This is a genomic window from Mycobacterium sp. GA-1841 (genome assembly GCF_001954135.1).
Classification (GTDB): Bacteria; Actinomycetota; Actinomycetes; order Mycobacteriales; family Mycobacteriaceae; genus Mycobacterium.
Map to the genome: position 1 here is coordinate 1 of NZ_MBEQ01000095.1, position 21,615 is coordinate 21,615.

Here is a 21,615-nt window from a genome sequence, read left to right on the forward strand (position 1 = left end):
CAGCAGCGCCACCACCACCGCGAGGAATCCCGCGACCACCGCACCGACCAGCGGGATGAACGCACCCAGGAACACCACCGAGGTCAAGTGCGGCCGGCACCGTACCGGCCAGCGGTTCGGCGTTGGCCTGTGTCGCCATTCCCACAGCACCGGCCAGCAGCGCCCCGCTCACCAGCATCCCGCCCAACAGCGTTCGCCCAGGTAAATGTCGTGCCATAGCGTGCGCCCTCCGATCGTCGCGTCATCCCCGATTTCGAAAGGCTATCTAATTAGACAGGCTAGGCGGAACCTGTGAACGAGCTTGCACAGCCAATACTTAAGTAAGGCATAGGCATCCACAGGTCCCCGACCGTCAGGCTCCCATCGGGGCGGTCGGGGTGAACACCACCGGCATCGATTCCGGGCCGCTGACGAAGTTCGCCGGCCGCAGCGGCAACGGCGCGTCGTCGGCGAGACGAAGATCGGGCAACCGGGTGAGAAGCCGCTCGATCATCAGCCGCAGTTCCAGCCGGGCCAGCTGATTGCCCAGACAGAAGTGCGTACCGAAGCCGAACGCCATGTGGCTGTTGGGATTCCGGTCGATTCGGAATTCGTCGGGATTCTCGAAGACGGCCTCGTCGAAGTTGGCCGATTCGAACATCAGCATGATCTTCTCGCCGGCTTTGAGCTCCGTGCCGTGGAACGTGGTGTCGGCGGTCAGCGTGCGGCACATGTTCTTCACCGGCGAGGTCCAGCGCAGCATCTCCTCGATCGCGCCGGGCAGGGCGTCGGGGTTCGCCACCACGGTCTCCCACTGGTCACGGTGCCGCAGCAGCTGTTCGGTGCCGCCGGAGAGGGTGTGGCGGGTGGTCTCGTCACCGCCGATGAGGATCAGCAGTGTCTCCATGACGATTTCGTCGTCGGACATCCGTTGCCCTTCGACTTCGGCGTTGACCAGGATCGAGAACAGATCGTCGTTGGGCTCCGCGCGTCGCTTGCCGATCACCTCCATGGTGAACGCGGTGTAGGCAGCGAAGGTCTCCATGATCTTGGTGATCGCCGTGTCGTCCAGGTGCGACGACAATCCGCACACCAGCTCATCAGACCAGCGCAGCAACATATCCCGTTCGGTGGGCAGCACCCCGAGCATGTCGCCGATCACCGCCATCGGCAGGGGCGCGGCGATGTCTCGGACGAAGTCACACTCCCCCTTCTCGCACACCGCGTCGATCAGGGTGTCGCACAAGGTGATGATGGACGGCACCTTGTCCATCACCCGCTTGCGGGTGAAGCCGGAGTTGACCAGCTTGCGCCGCAACACATGTGCCGGATCGTCCATGTCGATCATGTACGGCATACCCGGTTGGTCCGGACGGATCCCGCCTGTGCTGGAGAACAGCTCGGGATCGCGTTCGGCATCTATCACCGCGGCATAGGTCGTGGCTGCGGCCAATCCGTTGCGGTCACGGAACACCGGCTGATTCGCCCGCATCCAGCGGTAGGCCTCCCGGGCGCCGCCGTCGGCATAGAACGTGCCGTTGGTGAGATCGACATCGGGCTTGAGCAGGACTTGGGTCACGGAATCTCCTTGGCGTCGGCGAAAGTCATCTGCACGTTGCGGGCCGAGCTGGACAACATCGCCCGCTTCGGCAGGCCCAGCGCCGCGAGTTCCTTGGCGTAGGGGTGATCCCCCAGCCGGATCCGCACCCCACCCGGCCGATAGCGCACACCGGAAAGCCGCATCTGGCCTTCGGTTTCGCGCAGCACGCCGTCAAGATGCGAGAAGGTGGACTGCATCTGGGGTTTGGCGGTGAACAGCGACGGCACCGGCAGGCCGGGTTCGAATTCCATACCGACCGCGAGCCGGCCGTCGATGCTCACCTCGAAGCCGAACGGCTTGGTGTCTCGAAGAGCAAAGTCCGCCAAGACCTTCGGATAGCCCCAGATCTGTCGGCCGGCCTGCAGGGTGAACTCACCGTCGACCGGCAGATGGTGCACGAAGGCACCGGCTGAGCCGAGGCCGCGCCATCCTGATTCCTGCGATCCGGGCCGGTTGACCATGACGTTGGTGCCGTACTCGAGATACGGACCCAGATCACCGTCGATGTAGCGCATCAGCATCAGGACGACGATCGCGCGGTGCGGCCGAGGCCGGTAGACGCGCAGACCGCTGTAGTCGATCATGCGCTGCGCGGCGTCGGCGTCCACCGAGAACATCGCCATGTGCTGTTCGGCGGACCGAATCTGCACCGGCATGGTCAACACCGTGCCGGCGACAGTGTGTTGCGAGGGTCCGGAGGCGGGAGCGCTGTGACTCACGCCATAAATCTAGAACCTCGAGTAGACAGCTTGCAAGGAAGTGTCTAGTCGTCAGGCGTAATCCGCGACCAGAGCCGCAAGATCTCGGATCTGCTCGACGGAACGTGCACCGACGACCATCATCGTCACGCCGGAGGCCTCCCAGGCCTTGATCTGCTCCTTGACGTAATCGAGGTTGCCCACGATCGCGGAGTCGTCGACCAGCTCGTCCGGGATGATCTTGGCCGCTTCGTCTTTGCGGTCGCTCCGGAACAGTTTGGTCACGTCGTCGACCACCTCCGCGTAGCCCATCCGGCGGTAGACCTCGGCGTGGAAATTGGTGTCCTCGGAACCCATTCCGCCCATGTACAGCGCCAGGTGCGGCTTCATCAGCTCCATGATGGCGGGCCGGTCGTCGGTGACCACCACCTGCGCGGTGGCGCAGATCTCGAAGGTTTCCCGGGTCCGCCGGGCGCCGGGCCGGGCGAATCCCTCGTCCAGCCATTCGTTGTACATCCCGGCAATCCGCGGGGAGTAGAAGATCGGCAGCCAGCCGTCGGCGATCTCGGCGGCCAGCGCGACGTTCTTGGGACCTTCGGCGCCCAGCATCACCGGGATGTCCGCGCGTAGCGGGTGGGTGATGGGCTTGAGGTTCTTGCCCAGCCCGGTGGTGCCCTCGCCGGTCAGCGGCAGCGGGTAGTGCGGGCCGTCGCTGTGCACCGGCGCTTCGCGGGCCCAGACCTGGCGCAGGATGTCGACGTACTCGCGGGTGCGGGCCAGCGGCTTGGGGAATTTCGCGCCGTACCAGCCCTCGACCACCTGCGGACCCGAGACACCGAGGCCGAGGATGTGACGGCCGCCGGAGAGGTGATCCAGCGTCAGCGCGGCCATCGCGCAGGCCGTGGGGGTGCGGGCCGACATCTGGATGACCGAGGTCCCCAGCCGCATGCGGGTGGTTTCGCGTCCCCACCAGGCCAGCGGGGTGTAGGCATCCGAACCCCAGGCCTCTGCGGTGAAGACGGTGTCGAAGTCCGCCTCCTCGGCGGCGGCGACGAGTTCGGCGTGGTTGGTCGGGGGCTGGGCGCCCCAATAACCGAGTTGCAAACCGAGCTTCATTTAGATGACCTTCCCACACGTCCTTGCGACGATTCTTAGAACCTGTTCTACTCGATGTGTGACAGCCAGCCAAAGCCGCCCGGCCTCGACAGATCACCGCGAGCCGCCACTTTCCGCGCCACTGAAACTGTCGTTTGACTACACCCGTTCAGTGGGACCTCTGCTCAGTCAGTTCTTCACTGCCCTGCGTGAGCGCCGGATCGTCGGCGTGCGCGGGTCGGACGGACGCGTGCACGTGCCACCTGCTGAGTATGACCCGGTCACCTACGAGGCATTGACCGAGGTCGTCCCGGTGGCCAGTGTGGGCACCGTGCTGTCGTGGACATGGCAGCCCGAGCCACTGGAGGGCCAGCCGCTCGACCGGCCGTTCGCCTGGGCATTGATCCAGCTCGACGGTGCCGACACACCGTTGCTGCACGCGGTCGACGCAGCAGAAGGCGAGCTCAGCACCGGGGCCCGCGTGCATGCGCACTGGGTCGACGAGCCGGTCGGCGCGATCACCGACATCGCGTACTTCGCCCTGGGCGACACCCCCGAAGACGTCCCGGCAAGCTCCGACGACCGCGATCCGGTCACCATGCTGGTGGTGCCCTCGGCCATCGAGATCCAGCACACCGCCTCGCGGCCCGAGAGCACCTATCTGCGGGGTCTGCGCGATGGCAAGCTGCTCGGCGCACGCACCGGCGACAACGGGAAGGTGTACTTCCCGCCCAAGGAAGCCGATCCGGCCACCGGCAAGGAGCTCGACCAGTTCGTCGAGCTGGTCGACAAGGGCACGGTCACCACGTTCGCGATCATCAACATCCCGTTCGCCGGCCAGCGGATCAAACCGCCCTATGTCGCGGCCTACGTGCTGCTCGACGGCGCCGACATCCCGTTCCTGCATCTGGTCACCGACATCGAGGCGTCCGACGTGCGGATGGGCATGCGGGTGGAGGCGGTGTGGAAGCCCCAGGAGGAGTGGGGGCTCGGCATCGACAACATCTCGCACTTCCGGCCCACGGGTGAGCCCGACGCCGACTACGACAGCTACAAACACCACCTGTAAGGGCTGACATGACTTTTCGTGACGTAGCGGTGGTGGGCTTCGCCCATGCCCCGCATGTGCGCCGCACCGACGGCACCACCAACGGCGTCGAGATGCTGATGCCGTGTTTCGCCAGCCTCTACGAGGAGCTCGGCCTGCAGCAGACCGACATCGGATTCTGGTGCTCGGGCTCTTCTGATTACCTTGCCGGCCGGGCCTTCTCGTTCATCTCCGCGATCGACTCGATCGGCGCCGTGCCGCCGATCAACGAGTCCCACGTCGAGATGGACGCGGCCTGGGCGCTGTACGAGGCCTACATCAAGATCCTGACCGGCGAGGTCGACACCGCCCTGGTATACGGCTTCGGCAAGTCCTCGGCCGGGGTGCTGCGCCGCGTGCTCGCGTTGCAGACCGACCCGTATACCGTCGCGCCGCTGTGGCCGGATGCGGTGTCGTTGGCCGGACTTCAGGCCCGGTTCGGGCTGGACGCCGGCAAGTGGACAGCCGAGCAGATGGCCCAGGTGGCGTTGGATTCCTACGCCGCGGGTGGGCGCACGGACAAGGAAGAGGTCACCGGGTCCGTCGCCGACCTGTTGGATCGGCCGTTCTTCGCCGACCCGCTGCGTCGTCACGACATCGCCCCGATCGCCGACGGTGCGTCGGCCATCGTGCTGGCCGCCGATGACCGGGCCCGCGAGCTTCGCGAAAACCCGGCCTGGATCACCGGTTTCGAGCACCGCATCGAAACCCCCGTCCTGGGCGCGCGCGATCTGACCGTCTCGACGTCGACCACCGCCTCGGCCCAGGCCGCCACCGGTGGTGACGTCAGCTCGATCGAGGTGGCCGAGATCTACGCACCGTTCACCCATCAGCAGCTGATCCTCACCGAGGCGATCGGCCTGGGCGCGAACACCAAGGTCAACCCGTCCGGTGGCGCGCTGGCGGCCAATCCGATGTTCTCGGCCGGCCTGGAACGTATCGGCTTCGCTGCACAGCACATCTTCAACGGCTCGGCCGGGCGCGTGCTGGCCCACGCCACCAGTGGCGCTGCGCTGCAACAGAATCTGGTCGCGGTCTTGGAGGGTAAGTAGCAATGGCACAACTCGCTGCGGTACTGGGCACCGGGCAGACCAAGTACGTCGCCAAACGCCAGGACGTGTCGATGAACGGTCTGGTCCGTGAGGCCATCGACCGGGCGCTGGCGGACTCCGGCTCGACGATGGACGACATCGATGCCGTGGTGGTCGGCAAGGCGCCCGACTTCTTCGAGGGCGTGATGATGCCCGAGCTGTTCATGGCCGACGCCACCGGCGCCACCAACAAGCCGCTGATCCGCGTGCACACCGCCGGCTCGGTGGGCGGGTCCACCGCGATCGTGGCCGCCAGCCTGGTCAAGTCGGGCAAGTACAACCGGGTGCTGACCATGGCCTGGGAGAAGCAGTCGGAATCGAATGCCATGTGGGCGTTGAGCATTCCGGTGCCGTTCACCAAGCCGGTCGGCGCGGGCGCCGGCGGGTATTTCGCCCCGCATGTGCGCGCGTACATCCGCCGCTCCGGCGCTCCCGAGCACATCGGCGCGATGGTCGCGGTCAAGGACCGGCTCAACGGTGCCAAGAACCCCCTGGCTCATCTGCATCAGCCCGACATCACCCTGGACAAGGTGATGGCCTCGCAGATGCTGTGGGATCCGATCCGGTTCGACGAGACGTGTCCGTCCTCCGACGGCGCCGCGGCACTGGTGATCGGCAACGAAGACGCGGCCGACGCCCGAATCGCCGAGGGACATCCCGTCGCGTGGATCCACGCCACCGCGCTGCGGACCGAACCGCTGGCCTATTCGGGTCGCGACCAGGTGAATCCGCAGGCCGGCCGGAACGCGGCCGCCGCGTTGTGGCGCGACGCCGGGATCACCAGCCCGATCGACGAGATCGATGTGGCAGAGGTCTATGTGCCGTTCTCCTGGTACGAGCCCATGTGGCTGGAGAACCTCGGTTTCACCGCCGAGGGCGAGGGCTGGAAGCTCACCGAGGCCGGCGAGACGGCCATCGGCGGCAAGATCCCGTTCAACCCCTCCGGCGGGGTGTTGAGCAGCAACCCGATCGGCGCGTCCGGCATGATCCGGTTCGCCGAATCGGCGATCCAGGTGATGGGCAAGGCCGGCGACCATCAGGTCGAGGGCGCGCGCAAGGCGCTCGGCCACGCCTACGGTGGTGGCGCGCAGTACTACTCGATGTGGGTGGTCTCGTCGGACAAGCCTGCCGACAAGTCGGGCGCCTGATCCCGTGAGCATGAAGTACACGCTCAGCGTGGCCATGGGGCCACTGGAGCATCTGACCGGATTGGCCCGTACCGCAGAGGAAGTCGGGTTCGACGCGATCGCGCTGCCCGACTCGCTGTTCTACATGGAGAAGCAGGCCGCGGACTATCCGTACACCCCGGATGGTTCGCGGATGTGGAACGCCGAGACACCCTGGGTGGACCCGCTGATCGCAGCGGCCTCCATGGGTGCGGCGACCTCGACGTTGCGGTTCTACACCAACGTGATGAAACTCGGCTCGCGCAACCCACTACTGCTGGCGCGGCAGGTCGGGTCCGTGGCGAACCTGACCAACAACCGGTTCGGGTTCGGCGTCGGGATCGGCTGGGCGCCGGAGGAATTCGAGTGGTGCGGGGTGCCGTTCGCCAAGCGCGGCGCACGCGTCGACGAGATGATCGAGGTGCTCAAGCTCGTGCTGGGCGGCGGCATGGTCGAGTTCCACGGCGAGTTCTTCGATTTCGAGCGTCTGCAGATGAGCCCGGCTCCGTCGCAGCCCGTGCCGTTCTACGTCGGCGGGCACACCCCGGTGGCACTCAAGCGGGCGGCCCGGGTAGGTGACGGCTGGACGTCGGCGATGATGACCTGCGCCCAGCTGGCCGAGACGGTGGCGGCGATCAACACGCTGCGGGCCGAATACGGCCGGGCCGACGAGCCGTTCGAGTACCAGGCGGTGTGTATCGACAAGTTCGATCTCGACGGGCACCGTGAGCTGGCGGCGGCCGGCATCACCGACAACATCGTGATCCCGTGGATGTTGGAGGGTCTGGGCTTCGACGCCCCGCTGGAGAAGAAGCAGGATTCGCTCAAGCGGTTCGCCGAGACCTACATCCACTCCGGCTGGCAGGACGCCGGCTAAAGCTCGGTCAGTCCGGTCAGGTAGCGCTGCGCCAACTCTCGGTACGCCGCCGGATTCGTCTTCACCCATGTCTGCGCACCGGTTCCGGCGATCGGTCCGCGGATCTTGGCGGGCGCGCCGGTGACCAACACCTCGTCGGGGATCTTCGTCCCGCCGATCACCAGAGAATGGGCGGCGATCAGGCTGCGTCGGCCGATCACCGCGCCGTCGAGCACGGTGCAGTGGTTGGCGATCAGCGTCTCCTCGCCCACGTGGACACCGTGCACCACGCACATGTGCGCGATCGTGGCGCCCGGTCCGATGTCGACCGGCACGCCAGGCGGCGCATGCAACACCGAGCCGTCCTGGACGTTGGCCCCCTGGCGGATGACGATCGGTGCGAAGTCGGCGCGCAGCACGGCGTTGAACCACACCGAGGCACCGGCTTCGATCGTCACATCACCGATCAACGTCGCCGTCGGGGCCACGAATGCAGTGGTATCGACCACGGGCGCGCGGCCCTCGAAGGAATACAGCGGCATCGTTCAGATATACCGCAGGGAAATGGCGTCGGCGCGGCGACGCGTACCCTTGAACAGTAATTATGCCGCTCACGACTACCGCCCGCCTCAGATCACTGCTCACCATCGGTTTCGCCGCAGCCATTGTCGGCACGGCCGGGGCCTGCACCCCGTCCGCCGATTCGCCGTCGTCGCCGTGGGTGGCCACGCCGGCCCCGTCGTCGAGCGCGACGCCGACCAAGTCGCCGAAATCACAGGCTTCCGACTACAGCTACCTGCTCTTGCAGGCCGAGGACGTCAGCATCCCACCGGAGACGTTCAGCGCACGGTCCAACAAGAACAACCCCGACGGTCAGGACGGGGCCAGTGCCCTGTTCGTCAACGCCGACGACACCAGGGCCATTGCGGACACGGTCCTGATCTATCCGGATGCGGAGACCGCCTCGGCGACGCTCAAGCAGGCGTCCGCGGCGGTGAGCACCATAGTGACCGGCGGCCCGCCGCAGCCGGTACCGATCGGGTCGGGCGGCACCGTGATCTCCGGGATGGCCCCCGACAACTCCAAGGCGGTGACATTGCTGATGTACACCCAGGGCCGCGCGGTGGTGCGCCTGGAGTTCGACAGCAACCCCGATGATCCGGTGTCTCCGCAGACAGTGGCCGCCGTCGGCCGCATGCAACAGATTGCTCTGCGGAACGGTCTTCCGGAGCGGGAGTAGGCCTGAGTAAGTCTTGTCTACTACGGGTATGCCGCAGGTCACGCCCTGGTGATTGCCAGAAGGGACCGAAAAACTGTAACGTGTTCTAGTTAGAGAGCACAGATACGGGAGGCCCACCGTGACTACCGAACATGCCGGCATCAGAGAGATCGACACCGGCGCCCTGCCAGACCGCTATGCGCGGGGCTGGCACTGCCTGGGACCGGTGAAGGACTACCTGGACGGTCAGCCGCATTCGATCCAGGCATTCGGCACCAAGCTGGTCGTGTTCGCCGACTCCAAGGGCGAACTGAAGGTCCTCGACGGTTACTGCCGGCACATGGGCGGTGACCTGTCCCAAGGCACGATCAAGGGCGACGAGGTGGCGTGCCCCTTCCACGACTGGCGCTGGGGTGGCGACGGCAAGTGCAAGCTCGTTCCCTACGCCAAGCGCACCCCGCGACTGGCTCGGACCCGGGCCTGGCACACCGATGTCCGCGGTGGCCTGTTGTTCGTCTGGAACGACCATGAGGGCAACCCGCCGCAGGAAGAAGTCCGGATCCCCGAGATTCCCGAATGGGCCAGCGGAGAGTGGACCGACTGGAAGTGGAACTCGATGCTGATCGAAGGCAGCAACTGCCGCGAGATCATCGACAACGTCACCGACATGGCGCACTTCTTCTACATCCACTACGGCCTGCCGACGTACTTCAAGAACGTCTTCGAGGGCCACATCGCCTCGCAATACCTGCACAACGTCGGCCGCGCCGACATCAGCGACATGGGCACCACCTACGGCGAGGCGCACCTGGACTCCGAGGCGTCGTACTTCGGTCCGTCGTTCATGATCAACTGGCTGCACAACAACTACGGCGGCTTCAAGGCCGAGTCGATCCTGATCAACTGCCACTACCCGGTCGACCAGAATTCGTTCGTGCTGCAGTGGGGGGTGATCGTCGAGAAGCCCAAGGGCCTCGACGACAAGACCACCGAGAAGCTCGCGGTGGCGTTCACCGACGGGGTCAGCAAGGGCTTCCTGCAGGATGTCGAGATCTGGAAGCACAAGACCCGTATCGACAATCCGCTGCTGGTCGAGGAAGACGGCGCGGTTTACCAGATGCGCCGCTGGTACCAGCAGTTTTATGTAGACGTGGCGGACGTGACTTCCGATATGACCGACCGGTTCGAGATGGAGATCGACACCACGGCGGCCAACGAGAAGTGGGCCGTGGAGGTCGAGGAGAACCTCAAGATCCAGGCCGCGCAGAAGGAATCGGCGGAGCAGTCGAGCTGATGGCAGCACGCAACGAGCGGGTCGAGACCCCAAATGTGGACCAGATGGCCCGCTCGATGCTGCTGCTGCACGGCGGCCATGATGACGACGACGACCATCATGGCCACGGTGGTGGCCCGTCGGTCGGAACATGGTCCAAGGCACCGGATTTCGCATCTGACCCGGATCGCGCCGCCGCGGTCCGGGAGGCCAGCGCCCGTGATCGCGAACGTTATCTGACGTCCGGCCTGGTGTCCGTGGACTGCCGGTTCTGCCACGTCGCGGTGCAGGTGAAAAAGCTCAGCGCCGAACACACCTCGGTGCAGTGGAATTCCGAAGCGGTACAACGCTGCGCGACGTTCGAGGAGATCCGGGCCTCCGGCGGCGATCCGGCTCGGGCCCGGTCCTGTCCTCGGCTGACCGACAGCATCAAACATGCCGTCGCCGAGGGGTGTCTGGAGGAGATCTCCAGTGCCCCCTCCCCCGGCGACGGCTGACTTTCTCCGCCGAGCAGACATAAAACTGCCCTTTTCCGCACTGGAAAGGGCAGTTTTATGTCTGCTCGCGGGAAGAACTAGAGCCCCTTGAATCGCTCCTTGACGGTCTCTGTGGTCAACCCGTAGTCGGCCAGTGAGTATGTGTGCTTCGGTGCGCGCGGCCCCTGCTGACTGGCTGTGTGACTGTCGACGATCGCCTGTCGCGCGGCGTCGGTGAAATCCAGGCCGAACGTGCGGTAGATACCTTCGACCGCGCCGACCGGATCTTTGATGAACTCGAAATAGTCGACGTCGCAGAACTGGGCCGAATCGTGCTTGACCCGTTCGGCATTGAACAACTCCAACCCGCGCGACCAGGTCTCCATGGCATCTTCGCCGATCACGTTCCCGGTGAATGTGTTGGACCAGCCCTCGGTGGTGTGCTGCGACAGCGAGCACATCGAGGCCATGATGGTCTCCGCCGGGCGGTGGCACTGGACCACCAACGCGTCGGGATACGTCGCGAACAGCGCATCGAGGGCGAACAGATGGCTGGGATTCTTGAGGACCCAGCGCTTTTCGGGCTCGTTGAGTCCGATCAGCTGCAGGTTCTTGCGGTGCCGTTGATACGGCTTGGTCCAATCCTGGCGGGCCAGCCACTGCGAATAGGTTGGCACATGGGCCAGAGTCTCGTAGGACACCGAGTGCAGGGACTGGCGCAGCAACTGCCAGCACTCCTCGACCTCGTCGGCCGTCATGTAGTGCAGGCCCGTGTAATCCGGGTTCTCTTCGTGAGCCTTCTTGAACTGGGCATCGAGCGCGCTGAAGACCGGGTTGTCCGGCCAGGTCTCCCGCGGCGGCCGCGGCTGCGGGAACTCGGCCAGCCACATCTGAAGGCCCTGGTGCATCGGGTCTGCCGTCAGCAACCGGTGGATCACCGTGGTCCCGGTGCGCGGCAGACCGGTGACGAAGATCGGCCGCTCGATCGGTACGTCGACATGCTGCGGGTACTGCTTGAACGCGGCCTCCGAAACGAGCCGGGCCACCAGCGCGTTGCGGGTGAAGAAGCGCTGCATCTTGCTGCCGAGCTCGGTCAGATCCGCGTCGCGCTGGTACGAATCCAGCAGCACGCCAAGTGCTTCGAGGTAGTTGTCGTCGTCGGAGCCGAAATCCTCCAGACCGCAGGCCTTGGTGGCCGAGGCGTGCAGGTCCTCGACGGTACCCACATTGGTGCGGCCGCTGGTTCCGCTTGTCATGCCTTGAACTCCCCGCAGTTGACGTCGAGAGCCTGGCCGGTGATGCCGCTGGACAAATCACTGGCCATGAACAGGATGGCCGAGGCCACCTCGTCCTCGGTCGGCAGGCGCTTGAGGTCGGACGAGGCCGCCGTCGCCTTGTAGATCTCCTCGACCGTGGTGCCGTACTTACCGGCCTGGTGGGTGAAGTAACTTTCCAGAGTTCCGCCCCAGATATAGCCCGGCAGAACCGAGTTCACCCGGATGCCCTGATCCCCGAGCTCGGTGGCCAGCGTCTGCGACATGGCCAGCAGGGCCGACTTGGCCATCTTGTAGGCGCCGTACTTGGCCTGGGAGTGCCGCACCACCATGGAGTTCACGTTGACCACGGAACCCTTGCTCTGTGCCAGGGCCGGGGTGAAGGCCTGCACCATCCGCAGCGCACCGAACACCGTGAGCTCGATGGCATCGCGCATGTGCTCGAACGTGGTGTTGGCGAACGGTTTCATCGACGGCACCCGAAACGCGTTGTTGATCAGGACGTCGACCTTGCCGTACGCCTCCAGCGACGCGTCGACGAGGTTGTTCACCTGGGTTTCATCGGTGATGTCGGTGCTCACGGAGATGGCCCGGCGGCCCAGATCGGTCACCTGCTTGGCCACCTCGTCGAGCCGTTCCACGGTGCGCGCCGCCAGCACCAGATCGGCGCCGGCCTCGGCACAGCGCCGCGCCAGGGTGGTGCCCAATGCGGGCCCGACGCCACTGATGACGACGACCTTGTTTTCGAGAAGTGTCATGGCTACCCCAGCATCCTGTTTGCGATTTGATTCTGGCGCAGCGCTATCCGGGCCCGCCAGTCCTGTTCGGAGATCTTGTTGTGCTCGTGGTACGGCAGCGCCTTTTCGACGTCGGCCACGTCGACGATCTCGACGGTCGGCCCGTCGGCCTCGGTGAGCTCACGCGAGAGCCGCTGCCACCGGAACTGCAGGTAGCCCTTGGCATGGCCGAGCGTCTCACACCAGTTCGTCACACCAGGGTTGGCATCGGACACGACGATGCGAATCTTGCCGTCCGGATCCGCTTGCGCCTGTGTGCCGTTGAGGGAGGTCTGGTGATTGATGTAGTCCAGCGAGATGTACCACAGGCTGCCCAGCTGGAAGCCGACGTAGGGCGCGTCGCTGACCGGCAGGGTGAGGATCATGGCCTGTTCGGGCGCGAGGTCGTAGTGCCCGACCGACGAGTATTGCGTAGCCAGGCCGCCGGGGGTCAGCCGCGGCGCCACCATGGTATTGACCGGCAGGTTGTCGTAGAACCACTGCGGGAACTGCAGCCAGGTCTTGACTCGCTGGACCAGCTGCTTGGCCGCGACGGCATACCTTTTTTCGATGAGTTCTTTGGTCAGCGGCGCCGGGGCGGTCCCCGCCGTGTCGGTGCGCGCGACGCTGATATGACCGCGCTCCGCCGACCAGTCGTTGTACACCTCGCGAATCAGCAGCTGCGAGGGAGTGGTCGGAGTGAAGCGGTACTCGAAGGTGCCGTCGGCGGCGATGTCGAGCTCGCGGTCGTCGAAGGCGGCCTGGCTGGCCGGCACATTGTCGTCGGTGTACTCCCCGCCGAGAATCTGAAAGCTCAGATCGGTTGTCGTGCCCCGCTTTCCATTGACGACGTACTCGTGGCCGGGCTGCACGCGGGTGCCGAAATACAGGGTGTCCGGGTTGTCGAGAGCCATCTTCGTGAACGGGCCGGTGCCCGACTGCAGGAACGGATGATCCCGGTCGTAGTCGAAGGCCAGGTGGATGCAGCCCGAGATGCATCCGGCCAGGTACTGCAGGCCCTCGAGAAGGTCTGCCTCCGATTCGATGAACGGCGCAGTGGTGACCAGGTGTTCGGCTTCGGCGATGGCATCGGCCAGCGGCTGTGTATACATCCGGCATCTGCTCTCTCGGTCCAATATTGGACCGTAGTGGTAGAGTTTCTGACCTGAGATTAGAACGCGTTCCAATTCACGTCAACGTCCCGGAGGTCAGATGCCCGACGCCGAGCCCGCCGGCCGCACCTCACCGCCCACCGCACGGGTGGTGGCGATCCTGGAATTCCTGTCGCGCCACCCCCAGGAACGGTTCGGGCTGTCAGATCTGGCCCGTCGGGTCGGACTGAGCAAGCCGACCTGCCTGGGCATCCTCGGCACGCTCACCGAATCGGGCTATCTGATCCGCGACAGCGTCGACAAGACCTACCGCCTGGGGCCGAGCCTGATCACCCTCGGTCACACGGCACAGGAATCCATGCGCGTCAGCCCCTCCGCCCGCACCGAGTTGCGGGAACTGTCAGCGGCTTTCGACACCTCCGCCGCGCTCTCCGCAGTGGTCGACGACCGCATCACCGTGCTCGAACTGGTCGGCCCACCGGGCCGCGACCCCGGAGTGCGCGTCGGACAGAGCTATCCCTTCGCCCCACCCGTCGGTTTGATGTTCGTGTTGTGGGACGACGATGCACTGCGGGCGTGGCTCGCCAAAGCACCGACGATCCCGCTCCGCACCGAATCCGCTCGGCTACACCGCGTGATCGAAAATTGCCGCACCGATGGATATCTCGTGGAACGCCTGACCCCCGGCGGTCGCCGGCTCTACGCTCTGATGGCCGGAATGTCGACCAACCTGCCCGACGAGCTGCGTGCATTGTTGAGTGAGCTGGTGTCTGATATCGGCGAACGGGTCTACCTACGCGACGAGAACTCCCCCGTCGGTTCTCGTGCACGCTCGGACATCAGCGTCATCTCAGCGCCGGTGTACGACCACTACCAACGCCAGGTCATGGCGGCTTCACTGCACATCGGAACGGCCTTGACGGACAAGGAAATCACCGAACGAGCCCGTGCCCTGGTGGCCACCGCCGATGCGCTGACCCAACAACTGGGCGGTGTCAAACCGAAGCGCTGACCCCTGGTCAGTAGTTGTTGCAGGTGTCGAAGGCCGTTTGCAGCAGCCCCAGGTATTGCTGATTTGGCGGGTAGCTCACGATTGCCTCCGCCATCCGCTGGCGCTGAGCGGTCGGCGCGGCCAGAAACTGGCGCAATGCCGATTGCGCCGCCGGCGAATCGCTCGCGCGGGGATCCTGCGCTGTCAGCGCCGCCATCACCTGCGGATAACTACAGGTGGTGTTGACCGCGGCGTCCAGGTTGGGACTGGCGGTTGCGATACCGGTACCCGCAGTCAGCGCCCAGGCCAGGCCGCCAACGGCCACGGCCAGTCGGATCGATGGTGTTTCCATGAATTTGAACCTCCTCCCCCCGATGCCCGGACTCTACTCGTCCCGAGCCACCGCGCCGCGGTTTTCATTATTTGCTACATCTACTATCCAGCGGCTATTTGCACAGGAAAGGGAATTACGTCCCAAATGCCACGAAAGTGCTGTGCATCAGTCGTTTTCAGGCTTCAGAAACAGCGATCGCACCAGCGGCCGAGGACCGGTCGCTCGAAGTAGCCCACTGGCGGGGCGCTGGCGCACCTGTTGCGGCCACCAGAACCAACGACCCAGCAAGGCGGCAATGGACGGCGTCATCAGAGCACGTACCACGAGGGTGTCCAGCAGTAGTCCGATACCGATCGTGGAGCCGACCTGGCCGATGATCCGGAGGTCACTGGCGACCATCGACATCATCGTGAACGCGAACACCAGACCCGCAGCGGTCACGACTTTTCCGCTGCCGCCCATGGCCCGGATGATGCCGGTGTTGATTCCCGCGCCGATCTCCTCTTTCATCCGGGACACCAGCAACAGGTTGTAGTCCGAACCGACCGCCAACAAGATGATCACTGACATCGCCAGGACGAGCCAGTGCAGGTGGATGCCCAAAATATGCTGCCAAATCAACACTGACAATCCGAACGCCGCGCCCAACGACAGGGCCACCGTCCCCACGATCACCAGGGCTGCGATGAGGCTGCGCGTCATGAGCAGCATGATGATGAAAATCAGACACAGCGCGGCCACACCCGCGATCAGCAGGTCGTAGGCGGAACCGTCGCGCATGTCCTTGAACGTCGCCGAGGTCCCCGCCAAAGAGATCTTCGCGCTTTCGAGAGGCGTTACCTTGAGTGCTTCTTCGGCTGCCCGGACGATCGCGTCTGCCCGAGCAATTCCTTCGGGCGTGGCGGGGTCGCCCCGATGCGAAATGATGAACCGGACCGATTTACCGTCCGGCGAGAAGAACAGATCCATCGCCCGTTTGAAGTCCTCGTTCTCGAAGACTTCGGGTGGCAGATAGAACGTGTCGTCGTTGCGGGCCGCATCGAAGGCCTGACCCATCGCAGTGGCGTTCGCACTCATCTCGTCCATGAGGTCGAACGTGCCCATCATGGTGCTGTGCATCGTGAGGGTCATCGCCCGCATCGACCGCATGGAGGCGATCATCGGTGGAAATTGCTTGAGCAACTCGGGCATCAGGGCATCCAGCCGACCGGTTTCGGCGACCATGTCGTGCACCTGGTCGACAACCGCGTCCACCGAGTCGAGCGAATCGAACAATGACCGGAACGACCAGCAGAACGGTATGTCGAAGCAGTGCGGCTCCCAGTAGAAGTAATTGCGGACCGGTCGCCAAAAATCATCGAAATCCGCGATATGGTCGCGCAGGTCCTTGATGTCTGATTCCAACTCACGCATGATCTGCGTCATCTCATGAGTGGTAGTCACCATCTTTTGCGTCACCGCCACCATGCGATTCATCAGAACGATCAGCGTCGATATATCGTCCGCTTGCTTGAGCAGGTCACCCATCTGATTCCGCTGGAAAGGCAACAATTGCTTCTGGTTGGCATTCTGCAGGCTGAGAAGGAATGGTATCGACGTCCGGTTGATGGGGTTCCCCTCGGGCCGAGTGATGCCTTGAACGCGGGAAATCCCTGGCACAGCGAAAACCGCCTTCGCCAATTTGTTCAGAATCAACAGATCGGCCGGATTACGCATGTCATGGTCGGCCTCCACCAGCAGGATGTCCGGTGTCATCCGCGACTGCGGGAAGTGCCGTTCGGCCGCCGCATATCCCAGATTCGCCGGAATGTCTGCAGGTACGTACAGCCGATCGTTGTAACTCGTCTGATACGCCGGTAGCGCCAGCAGTCCGATCAACGCGATCACACAGGCGGTGAGCAGGATGGGCGCCGGCCAACGGACGATCGCCGTGCCCAGCCTCCGCCAGCGACGGACGATGATCCTGCGTTTGGGTTCGAACAGACCGAAACGACTGCCCACCGCGAGGACCGCCGGAATCAGCGTGAGTGCCACTGCGACCGCCGCCACCATCGCCACGGCGGTAGGAACGCCCATGGTGTGGAAGTAGGGCAGGCGCGCAAAGGTCAGACAGAAGATTGCCCCGGCAATGGTGATGCCGGAGCCCAGAACCACCTTCGCCACACTTCGATAGGTGGTGTAGAAAGCGGTTTCGCGGTCCTCGCCGGCTTGACGCGCCTCTTGGTAGCGGCCCAGGAAGAAGATGCCGTAGTCGGTCCCCACGGCAATCCCAAGGGACACCAGAAGATTGACCGCGAACGTCGAAAGCCCGATGATCGCGTGGTCGCCCAATATTGCAACCACTCCGCGAGCCACCTGCACCTGCACTCCGACCATGGCCAGCAGCAGGACTGCCGTGACGATCGATCGGTACACGATCAGCAGCATCGTCAGAATCACCGCAAGCGTGACGATGGTGATCTTGATGATGGAGTTGTCACCGGCATGGTTCATGTCCGAAACCAGCGGCGCTGGGCCGGTGACGTATGTGGTGACTCCCGGTGGCGGTGGAGTGTGGGCGACAATGTCCCGGACCGCTTGCACCGACTCGTTCGCCAGCGATTCGCCTTGGTTACCAGCCAGATTCAGCTGCACATAAACTGACTTGTTGTCCGCACTCTGTACTGCGGTCGCCGTGAGCGGGTCGCCCCAGTAGTCCTGAATGTGCTGCACGTGACGGGTATCGGCTTTCAGCTGCCGAATCAGATCGTTGTAATACCGATGAGCCGCGCCACCCAGAGGCTCTTGTCCCTCAAGGACGATCATTGCCACACTGTCGGAATCGGACTCGCCGAAGCTCGTTCCCATGCGCTGCATGGCTTCAAACGACGGAGCATCCCTGGGGACCAGCGATACCGAGTACTGGCGCCCGACTGTTTCGAGAGACGGAACTGCGAAGGTCAGGATGGCGACGATCAGCAGCCATGCCAGGATGATCAGCGCGGCGAACCGATGGATCGTCCGCGCAACCCGCGGCCGCCCGGAACTCGTCCGCTGATCGCTCATAAAGCCTCCGGCGGCACAGACATCGTCATCAAGATCCGCGTTCTTCTGGATTCAGCAGCAGGGAACGCACCAGGGGGCGTGGACCGGTGGACCGTAACAATGCGCTGGCGGGCCGCGGCCGCACCCGCAGTGGCCACCAGAACCAGCGGCCCAGTAGTGCGGCGATCGACGGGGTCATGAATGCGCGAACGATCAAAGTGTCGAACAGCAAGCCGATACCGATGGTGGATCCCACCTGGCCGATGGTGCGGACGTCGCTGGCCAGCATCGCCAACATGGTGGAGGCGAACACCAAACCGGCTGCGGTCACCACCTTTCCGCTGCCGCCCATCGCCCGGATGATGCCGGTGTTGATTCCCGCGGCGATCTCCTCTTTCATCCGCGATACCAGCAGCAGGTTGTAGTCCGAGCCGACGGCCAACAGAATGATCAGCGCAATGGCGAGCACGATCCAGTTCAACTGGATGCCGAGGATGTGTTGCCAGATCAGAACCGACAGACCGAACGCCGCCCCAAGCGAGAGTGCCACCGTACCCACGATCACCAACGAGGCCACGAAACTGCGGATCATGATCAGCATGATGATGAAAATCAGGCACAACGCGGCGATCCCGGCGATCAGGAGGTCGTAGGTCGACCCGTCTACTTGATCTTTGGCCATCGCCGCGGTGCCGGTCAGATAGATTCGGGCGTTCTCCAGCGGCGTTCCCTTGAGCGCCTCCTCTGCTGCCGTCTTTATCGGGTCGACCCGCGCAATGCCCTCGGGCGTGGCGGGATCACCTCGCTGGGAGATCAGCAAGCGCACCGACTTTCCGTCCGGTGACACGAACACGTTCATGACTCGCTTGAAGTCGGCGTTCTTGAAGACCTCCGGCGGCAGATAAAAGGAATCGTCGTTCTGAGCGGTGTCGAACGCCTGGCCCATGGCAGTGGCGTTGTCACTCATCTCCTCCATCTGGGAGAAGATCCCCGACATGGTGGTGTGCATGCCCAACAACACGCTCCGGGTGCTCTGCATGGTTGCGATCATCGCTGGGAACTGGGCCATCATCTCCGGCATCAACGCGTTCAGCTGGTCGAGGTTTCCGAGCAACTGATGCATCGTCACGGTGACCTTGTCGACTCCGTCCAGCGCTTCGAACAGGGACTTGATCGACCAACAGATGGGAATGTCGTAACAATGCGGTTCCCAGTAGAGATAGTTGCGAACCGGCCGGAAGAAGTCGTCGAAGTCGGCCATATGATCGCGCAACTCGTTCGTGGTTTCCTCCAGCTCGTGCGTCTTGCCGACCAAGTTGTTGGTGGTGGCCGCGAGCTGTTGCATCAAACCGTACATGCGCTGCATCACGCCGACGGTCTTGGTGATCTCGTCGGCTTGAGTGAGGAGATCATTCATCCGAGCCTTCTGGAACGGCAGTAGCTGGAGCTGTCCGGCGTTCGACGAGCTGATCAGGAACGGAATCGTGGTGTGCTTGAGGGGAATACCCTCAGGCCGGGTCACCGCCTGCACCCGGGAGACGCCAGGAACGGCCAGAACACCTTTGACGAGTTTGTTGAGGATCAAGAAGTCCGCCGGGTTCCGGAGATCGTGATCAGCCTCCACCAACAGGATGTCGGGCGCCATCATCAGTGACTGCGGAAAATGCCGCGCCGCAGCGTCGTATCCCGCGTTGGCCGGGATGTCTTTGGGTAGATACTTCTGGTCGTTGTAGCCGGGCTGATACGCCGGTAGCGCCAAGAGTCCGATGAGTGACACCGCACACGTCGCGACGAGAATGGGCGCGGGCCACCGCACGATAGCCGTGCCCAACCGCCGCCAGCGACGGGCAATGATCATGCGCTTCGGTTCGAACAGTCCGAATCTGCCACCCACCGCGAGTACGGCCGGAATCAGGGTCAGCGCAACACCAACCGCGACGATCATGCCGAGCGCGCAGGGAATACCAAGGGTACGGAAATAGGGTAGGCGGGTGAAACTGAGGCAGAAGACCGCCCCGGCGATGGTCAGGCCGGAGGCCAGCACCACCTTTGCGACACTGCGGTACGTGGTGTAGAACGCCGTCTCGCGGTCTTCGCCGGCCTGGCGCGCCTCCTGGTAACGACCGACATAGAAGATGCCGTAGTCCGTTCCGGCCGCGATACCCAGTGTCACAAGGAGATTGACGGCATAGGTGGACAGGCCGAGGAACCCGTGATCACCGAGCAACGCGATCACCCCACGGGCGACCTGCAATTGCACCCCGACCAACAACAGCAGTATCACGGCCGTGAAGATCGAGCGGAAGAAGAAGAGCAGCATCCCGAGGATCACCGCAAGGCTGAGCCCGGTGACCAATAGCACTGTCCGGTTACCGCTTTCGCTGAGATCGGCCACGATCGCGGCAGGTCCGGTCACATATGCTTTGACTCCCGGCGGGGCCGGAGTGCGGTTCACGATATCCCGAACCGCTTGCAGGGATTCGTCCGACAACGACTGGCCGAGGTCGCCGGACAGACTCATCTGGACGTACACCGCTTTGTTGTCGGCGCTCTGTGCAGCTCCGGCCGTGAGCGGATCGCCCCAGAAATCCTGCACATGCTGAACGTGAGCCTTGTCGGCCTTGAGTTGGCGGATCAGTTCGTTGTAGTACTCGTGCGTCTCGTCCCCGAGAGGTTGCTGACCTTCCAGCACGATCATCGCGACGCTGTTCGACTTCGACTCGCCGAAACTGTTGCCCATACGCCGCACTGCCTCGAACGACGGCGCATCGGTCGGGATGAACGAGACGGAGTGCTCTTTCTGGACCTGCTCAAGCGGCGGGACGACCGCGCTCAAGACGTACGCGATCACCAGCCACACGAGAATGATCGGCACGGCCAGCGAACGGATCACCCGGGCCACCCGCGGCGGCCGGGCTGACGGTGGCCGGCTCGTCATGCGGCCTTCAACAAGCAGTAGGTGAACGCCTTCTCGCCGCGGCCGACGCGTTCTGATTTGACCTTGTGGTCCACGGTGATCCGGCATCCGATGCGGTCACTGTCGCCTTGGGCGATGACGTTGACCATCGCCGTCGCCTCGGTCATCGGAAACTTCAATGTCCAAGGCAAGCTTGCATTTTCAACAAACTGCGGTTCGGCGTCGACATCGAAATAGCTGATGTTGGCCACCGTGCCAGGAGGGCCGAAAACCTCGTAGACCAGCTGTTTGGGGTCGTAAGGCTTACGCTCTTCAAGCTCGGTGTCGGCATAGGCCGGGCGAACTTGAGAGCCGAAAACTCCGTGCAGCCGCATCACGGTGAACCCCCCAGCGATGAGCACCACCACTATTACCAGCGGAATCCACAGCCGCTTCAGAACCCCCAATTCACGAACCCCCTGAATCCGTGGTTTCGTTCAGCCCATTCCCGCCCGCCGAGCCGACGGGGCCTGTCATCCGCTCCCTTCGAGATACCGGCGACTCGAATGCGGTGGACGCTCCAAGTCGACCATCAAAGAGAGCTACAGCAAACATGAGACAGCTCTCGGAGGATGGTCCGAACATGTCGAGTACAGCATGTGGAAGAC

The 21,615-nt window shown here is 63.9% G+C and carries 19 protein-coding genes; 8 read left to right on the top strand and 11 right to left on the bottom strand.

The window, feature by feature from the left end; all coding sequences use genetic code 11:
• Window positions 1-352: 352 nt before the first annotated feature.
• The 3 genes from A5740_RS22460 to A5740_RS22470 form a co-directional block, all read right to left on the bottom strand.
• Window positions 353-1,558, bottom strand: coding sequence for a cytochrome P450 (locus A5740_RS22460; protein WP_076197729.1), 1,206 nt, complete (start codon window positions 1,556-1,558; stop codon window positions 353-355).
• The gene (locus A5740_RS22465; RefSeq protein WP_076197731.1) at window positions 1,555-2,235 is read right to left on the bottom strand and encodes an acetoacetate decarboxylase family protein; all 681 of its coding nucleotides are present in this window, start codon (window positions 2,233-2,235) and stop codon (window positions 1,555-1,557) included. Before A5740_RS22465 ends, A5740_RS22460 begins: the two co-directional genes overlap by 4 nt.
• Window positions 2,236-2,349: 114 nt before the next feature.
• Window positions 2,350-3,393: an LLM class F420-dependent oxidoreductase gene (locus A5740_RS22470; RefSeq protein WP_076197733.1), complete on the bottom strand. Its 1,044-nt coding sequence runs from the start codon at window positions 3,391-3,393 to the stop codon at window positions 2,350-2,352.
• A gap of 58 nt (window positions 3,394-3,451) precedes the next feature.
• Here A5740_RS22470 and A5740_RS22475 point away from each other — a divergent pair, with 58 nt between their 5' ends.
• Genes A5740_RS22475 through A5740_RS22490 form a run of 4 tightly spaced genes read left to right on the top strand, consistent with a single transcriptional unit; the run spans window position 3,452 to window position 7,593 of the window.
• Window positions 3,452-4,441, top strand: coding sequence for a Zn-ribbon domain-containing OB-fold protein (locus tag A5740_RS22475; protein WP_076197735.1), 990 nt, complete (start codon window positions 3,452-3,454; stop codon window positions 4,439-4,441).
• An 8-nt stretch (window positions 4,442-4,449) separates the two neighbouring features.
• Entirely contained in the window at window positions 4,450-5,511 is a 1,062-nt protein-coding gene (locus A5740_RS22480; RefSeq protein WP_076197737.1) for a thiolase domain-containing protein, read from the top strand.
• A gap of 2 nt (window positions 5,512-5,513) precedes the next feature.
• Entirely contained in the window at window positions 5,514-6,698 is a 1,185-nt protein-coding gene (locus A5740_RS22485; RefSeq protein ID WP_076197739.1) for a thiolase domain-containing protein, read from the top strand.
• A gap of 10 nt (window positions 6,699-6,708) precedes the next feature.
• Window positions 6,709-7,593, top strand: a complete 885-nt coding sequence (locus A5740_RS22490; RefSeq protein WP_076197741.1) for a TIGR03619 family F420-dependent LLM class oxidoreductase — start codon at window positions 6,709-6,711, stop codon at window positions 7,591-7,593.
• Here A5740_RS22490 and A5740_RS22495 read toward each other — a convergent pair.
• The gene (locus A5740_RS22495) at window positions 7,590-8,114 is read right to left on the bottom strand and encodes a gamma carbonic anhydrase family protein (protein WP_076197743.1); all 525 of its coding nucleotides are present in this window, start codon (window positions 8,112-8,114) and stop codon (window positions 7,590-7,592) included. The two genes, A5740_RS22490 and A5740_RS22495, sit on opposite strands and share 4 nt — an antisense overlap.
• Before the next feature lie 62 nt (window positions 8,115-8,176).
• Here A5740_RS22495 and A5740_RS22500 point away from each other — a divergent pair, with 62 nt between their 5' ends.
• From A5740_RS22500 to A5740_RS22510, 3 genes are all read left to right on the top strand, one after another.
• Complete coding sequence (locus tag A5740_RS22500; protein ID WP_076197745.1) at window positions 8,177-8,812, top strand: hypothetical protein; 636 nt, start codon at window positions 8,177-8,179, stop codon at window positions 8,810-8,812.
• 118 nt (window positions 8,813-8,930) lie between these two features.
• On the top strand, window positions 8,931-10,085 hold the full coding sequence (locus tag A5740_RS22505) for a Rieske 2Fe-2S domain-containing protein (protein WP_076197747.1): 1,155 nt from the start codon (window positions 8,931-8,933) through the stop codon (window positions 10,083-10,085).
• Window positions 10,085-10,561: a hypothetical protein gene (locus tag A5740_RS22510; protein WP_076197749.1), complete on the top strand. Its 477-nt coding sequence runs from the start codon at window positions 10,085-10,087 to the stop codon at window positions 10,559-10,561. The genes A5740_RS22505 and A5740_RS22510 overlap by 1 nt, the downstream gene beginning before the upstream one ends.
• Before the next feature lie 77 nt (window positions 10,562-10,638).
• On the opposite strand, the gene A5740_RS22515 is transcribed toward A5740_RS22510, so the two are convergent.
• From A5740_RS22515 to A5740_RS22525, 3 genes are read right to left on the bottom strand one after another with little or no spacing between them, the layout of a single operon-like run.
• Entirely contained in the window at window positions 10,639-11,796 is a 1,158-nt protein-coding gene (locus tag A5740_RS22515) for a sulfotransferase (RefSeq protein ID WP_076197751.1), read from the bottom strand.
• Entirely contained in the window at window positions 11,793-12,572 is a 780-nt protein-coding gene (locus A5740_RS22520) for an SDR family oxidoreductase (protein ID WP_076197753.1), read from the bottom strand. The genes A5740_RS22515 and A5740_RS22520 overlap by 4 nt, the downstream gene beginning before the upstream one ends.
• Before the next feature lie 2 nt (window positions 12,573-12,574).
• Window positions 12,575-13,702 (bottom strand): hypothetical protein, encoded by a 1,128-nt coding sequence (locus A5740_RS22525; protein ID WP_076197755.1) that lies wholly within the window; start codon window positions 13,700-13,702, stop codon window positions 12,575-12,577.
• A gap of 100 nt (window positions 13,703-13,802) precedes the next feature.
• Between A5740_RS22525 and A5740_RS22530 the strand changes: the two genes are divergently transcribed.
• Window positions 13,803-14,714 (top strand): IclR family transcriptional regulator, encoded by a 912-nt coding sequence (locus A5740_RS22530; protein ID WP_076197757.1) that lies wholly within the window; start codon window positions 13,803-13,805, stop codon window positions 14,712-14,714.
• Between the two features lie 7 nt (window positions 14,715-14,721).
• Here A5740_RS22530 and A5740_RS22535 read toward each other — a convergent pair whose 3' ends face one another.
• From A5740_RS22535 to A5740_RS22550, 4 genes are all read right to left on the bottom strand, one after another.
• On the bottom strand, window positions 14,722-15,045 hold the full coding sequence (locus tag A5740_RS22535; protein WP_139335300.1) for a hemophore-related protein: 324 nt from the start codon (window positions 15,043-15,045) through the stop codon (window positions 14,722-14,724).
• 147 nt (window positions 15,046-15,192) lie between these two features.
• Window positions 15,193-18,072 (bottom strand): RND family transporter, encoded by a 2,880-nt coding sequence (locus A5740_RS22540; protein ID WP_076197759.1) that lies wholly within the window; start codon window positions 18,070-18,072, stop codon window positions 15,193-15,195.
• 28 nt (window positions 18,073-18,100) lie between these two features.
• Entirely contained in the window at window positions 18,101-20,989 is a 2,889-nt protein-coding gene (locus tag A5740_RS22545; RefSeq protein WP_076197761.1) for an RND family transporter, read from the bottom strand.
• The gene (locus A5740_RS22550) at window positions 20,986-21,396 is read right to left on the bottom strand and encodes an MmpS family protein (protein ID WP_139335304.1); all 411 of its coding nucleotides are present in this window, start codon (window positions 21,394-21,396) and stop codon (window positions 20,986-20,988) included. The genes A5740_RS22545 and A5740_RS22550 overlap by 4 nt, the downstream gene beginning before the upstream one ends.
• Window positions 21,397-21,615: the final 219 nt, after the last annotated feature.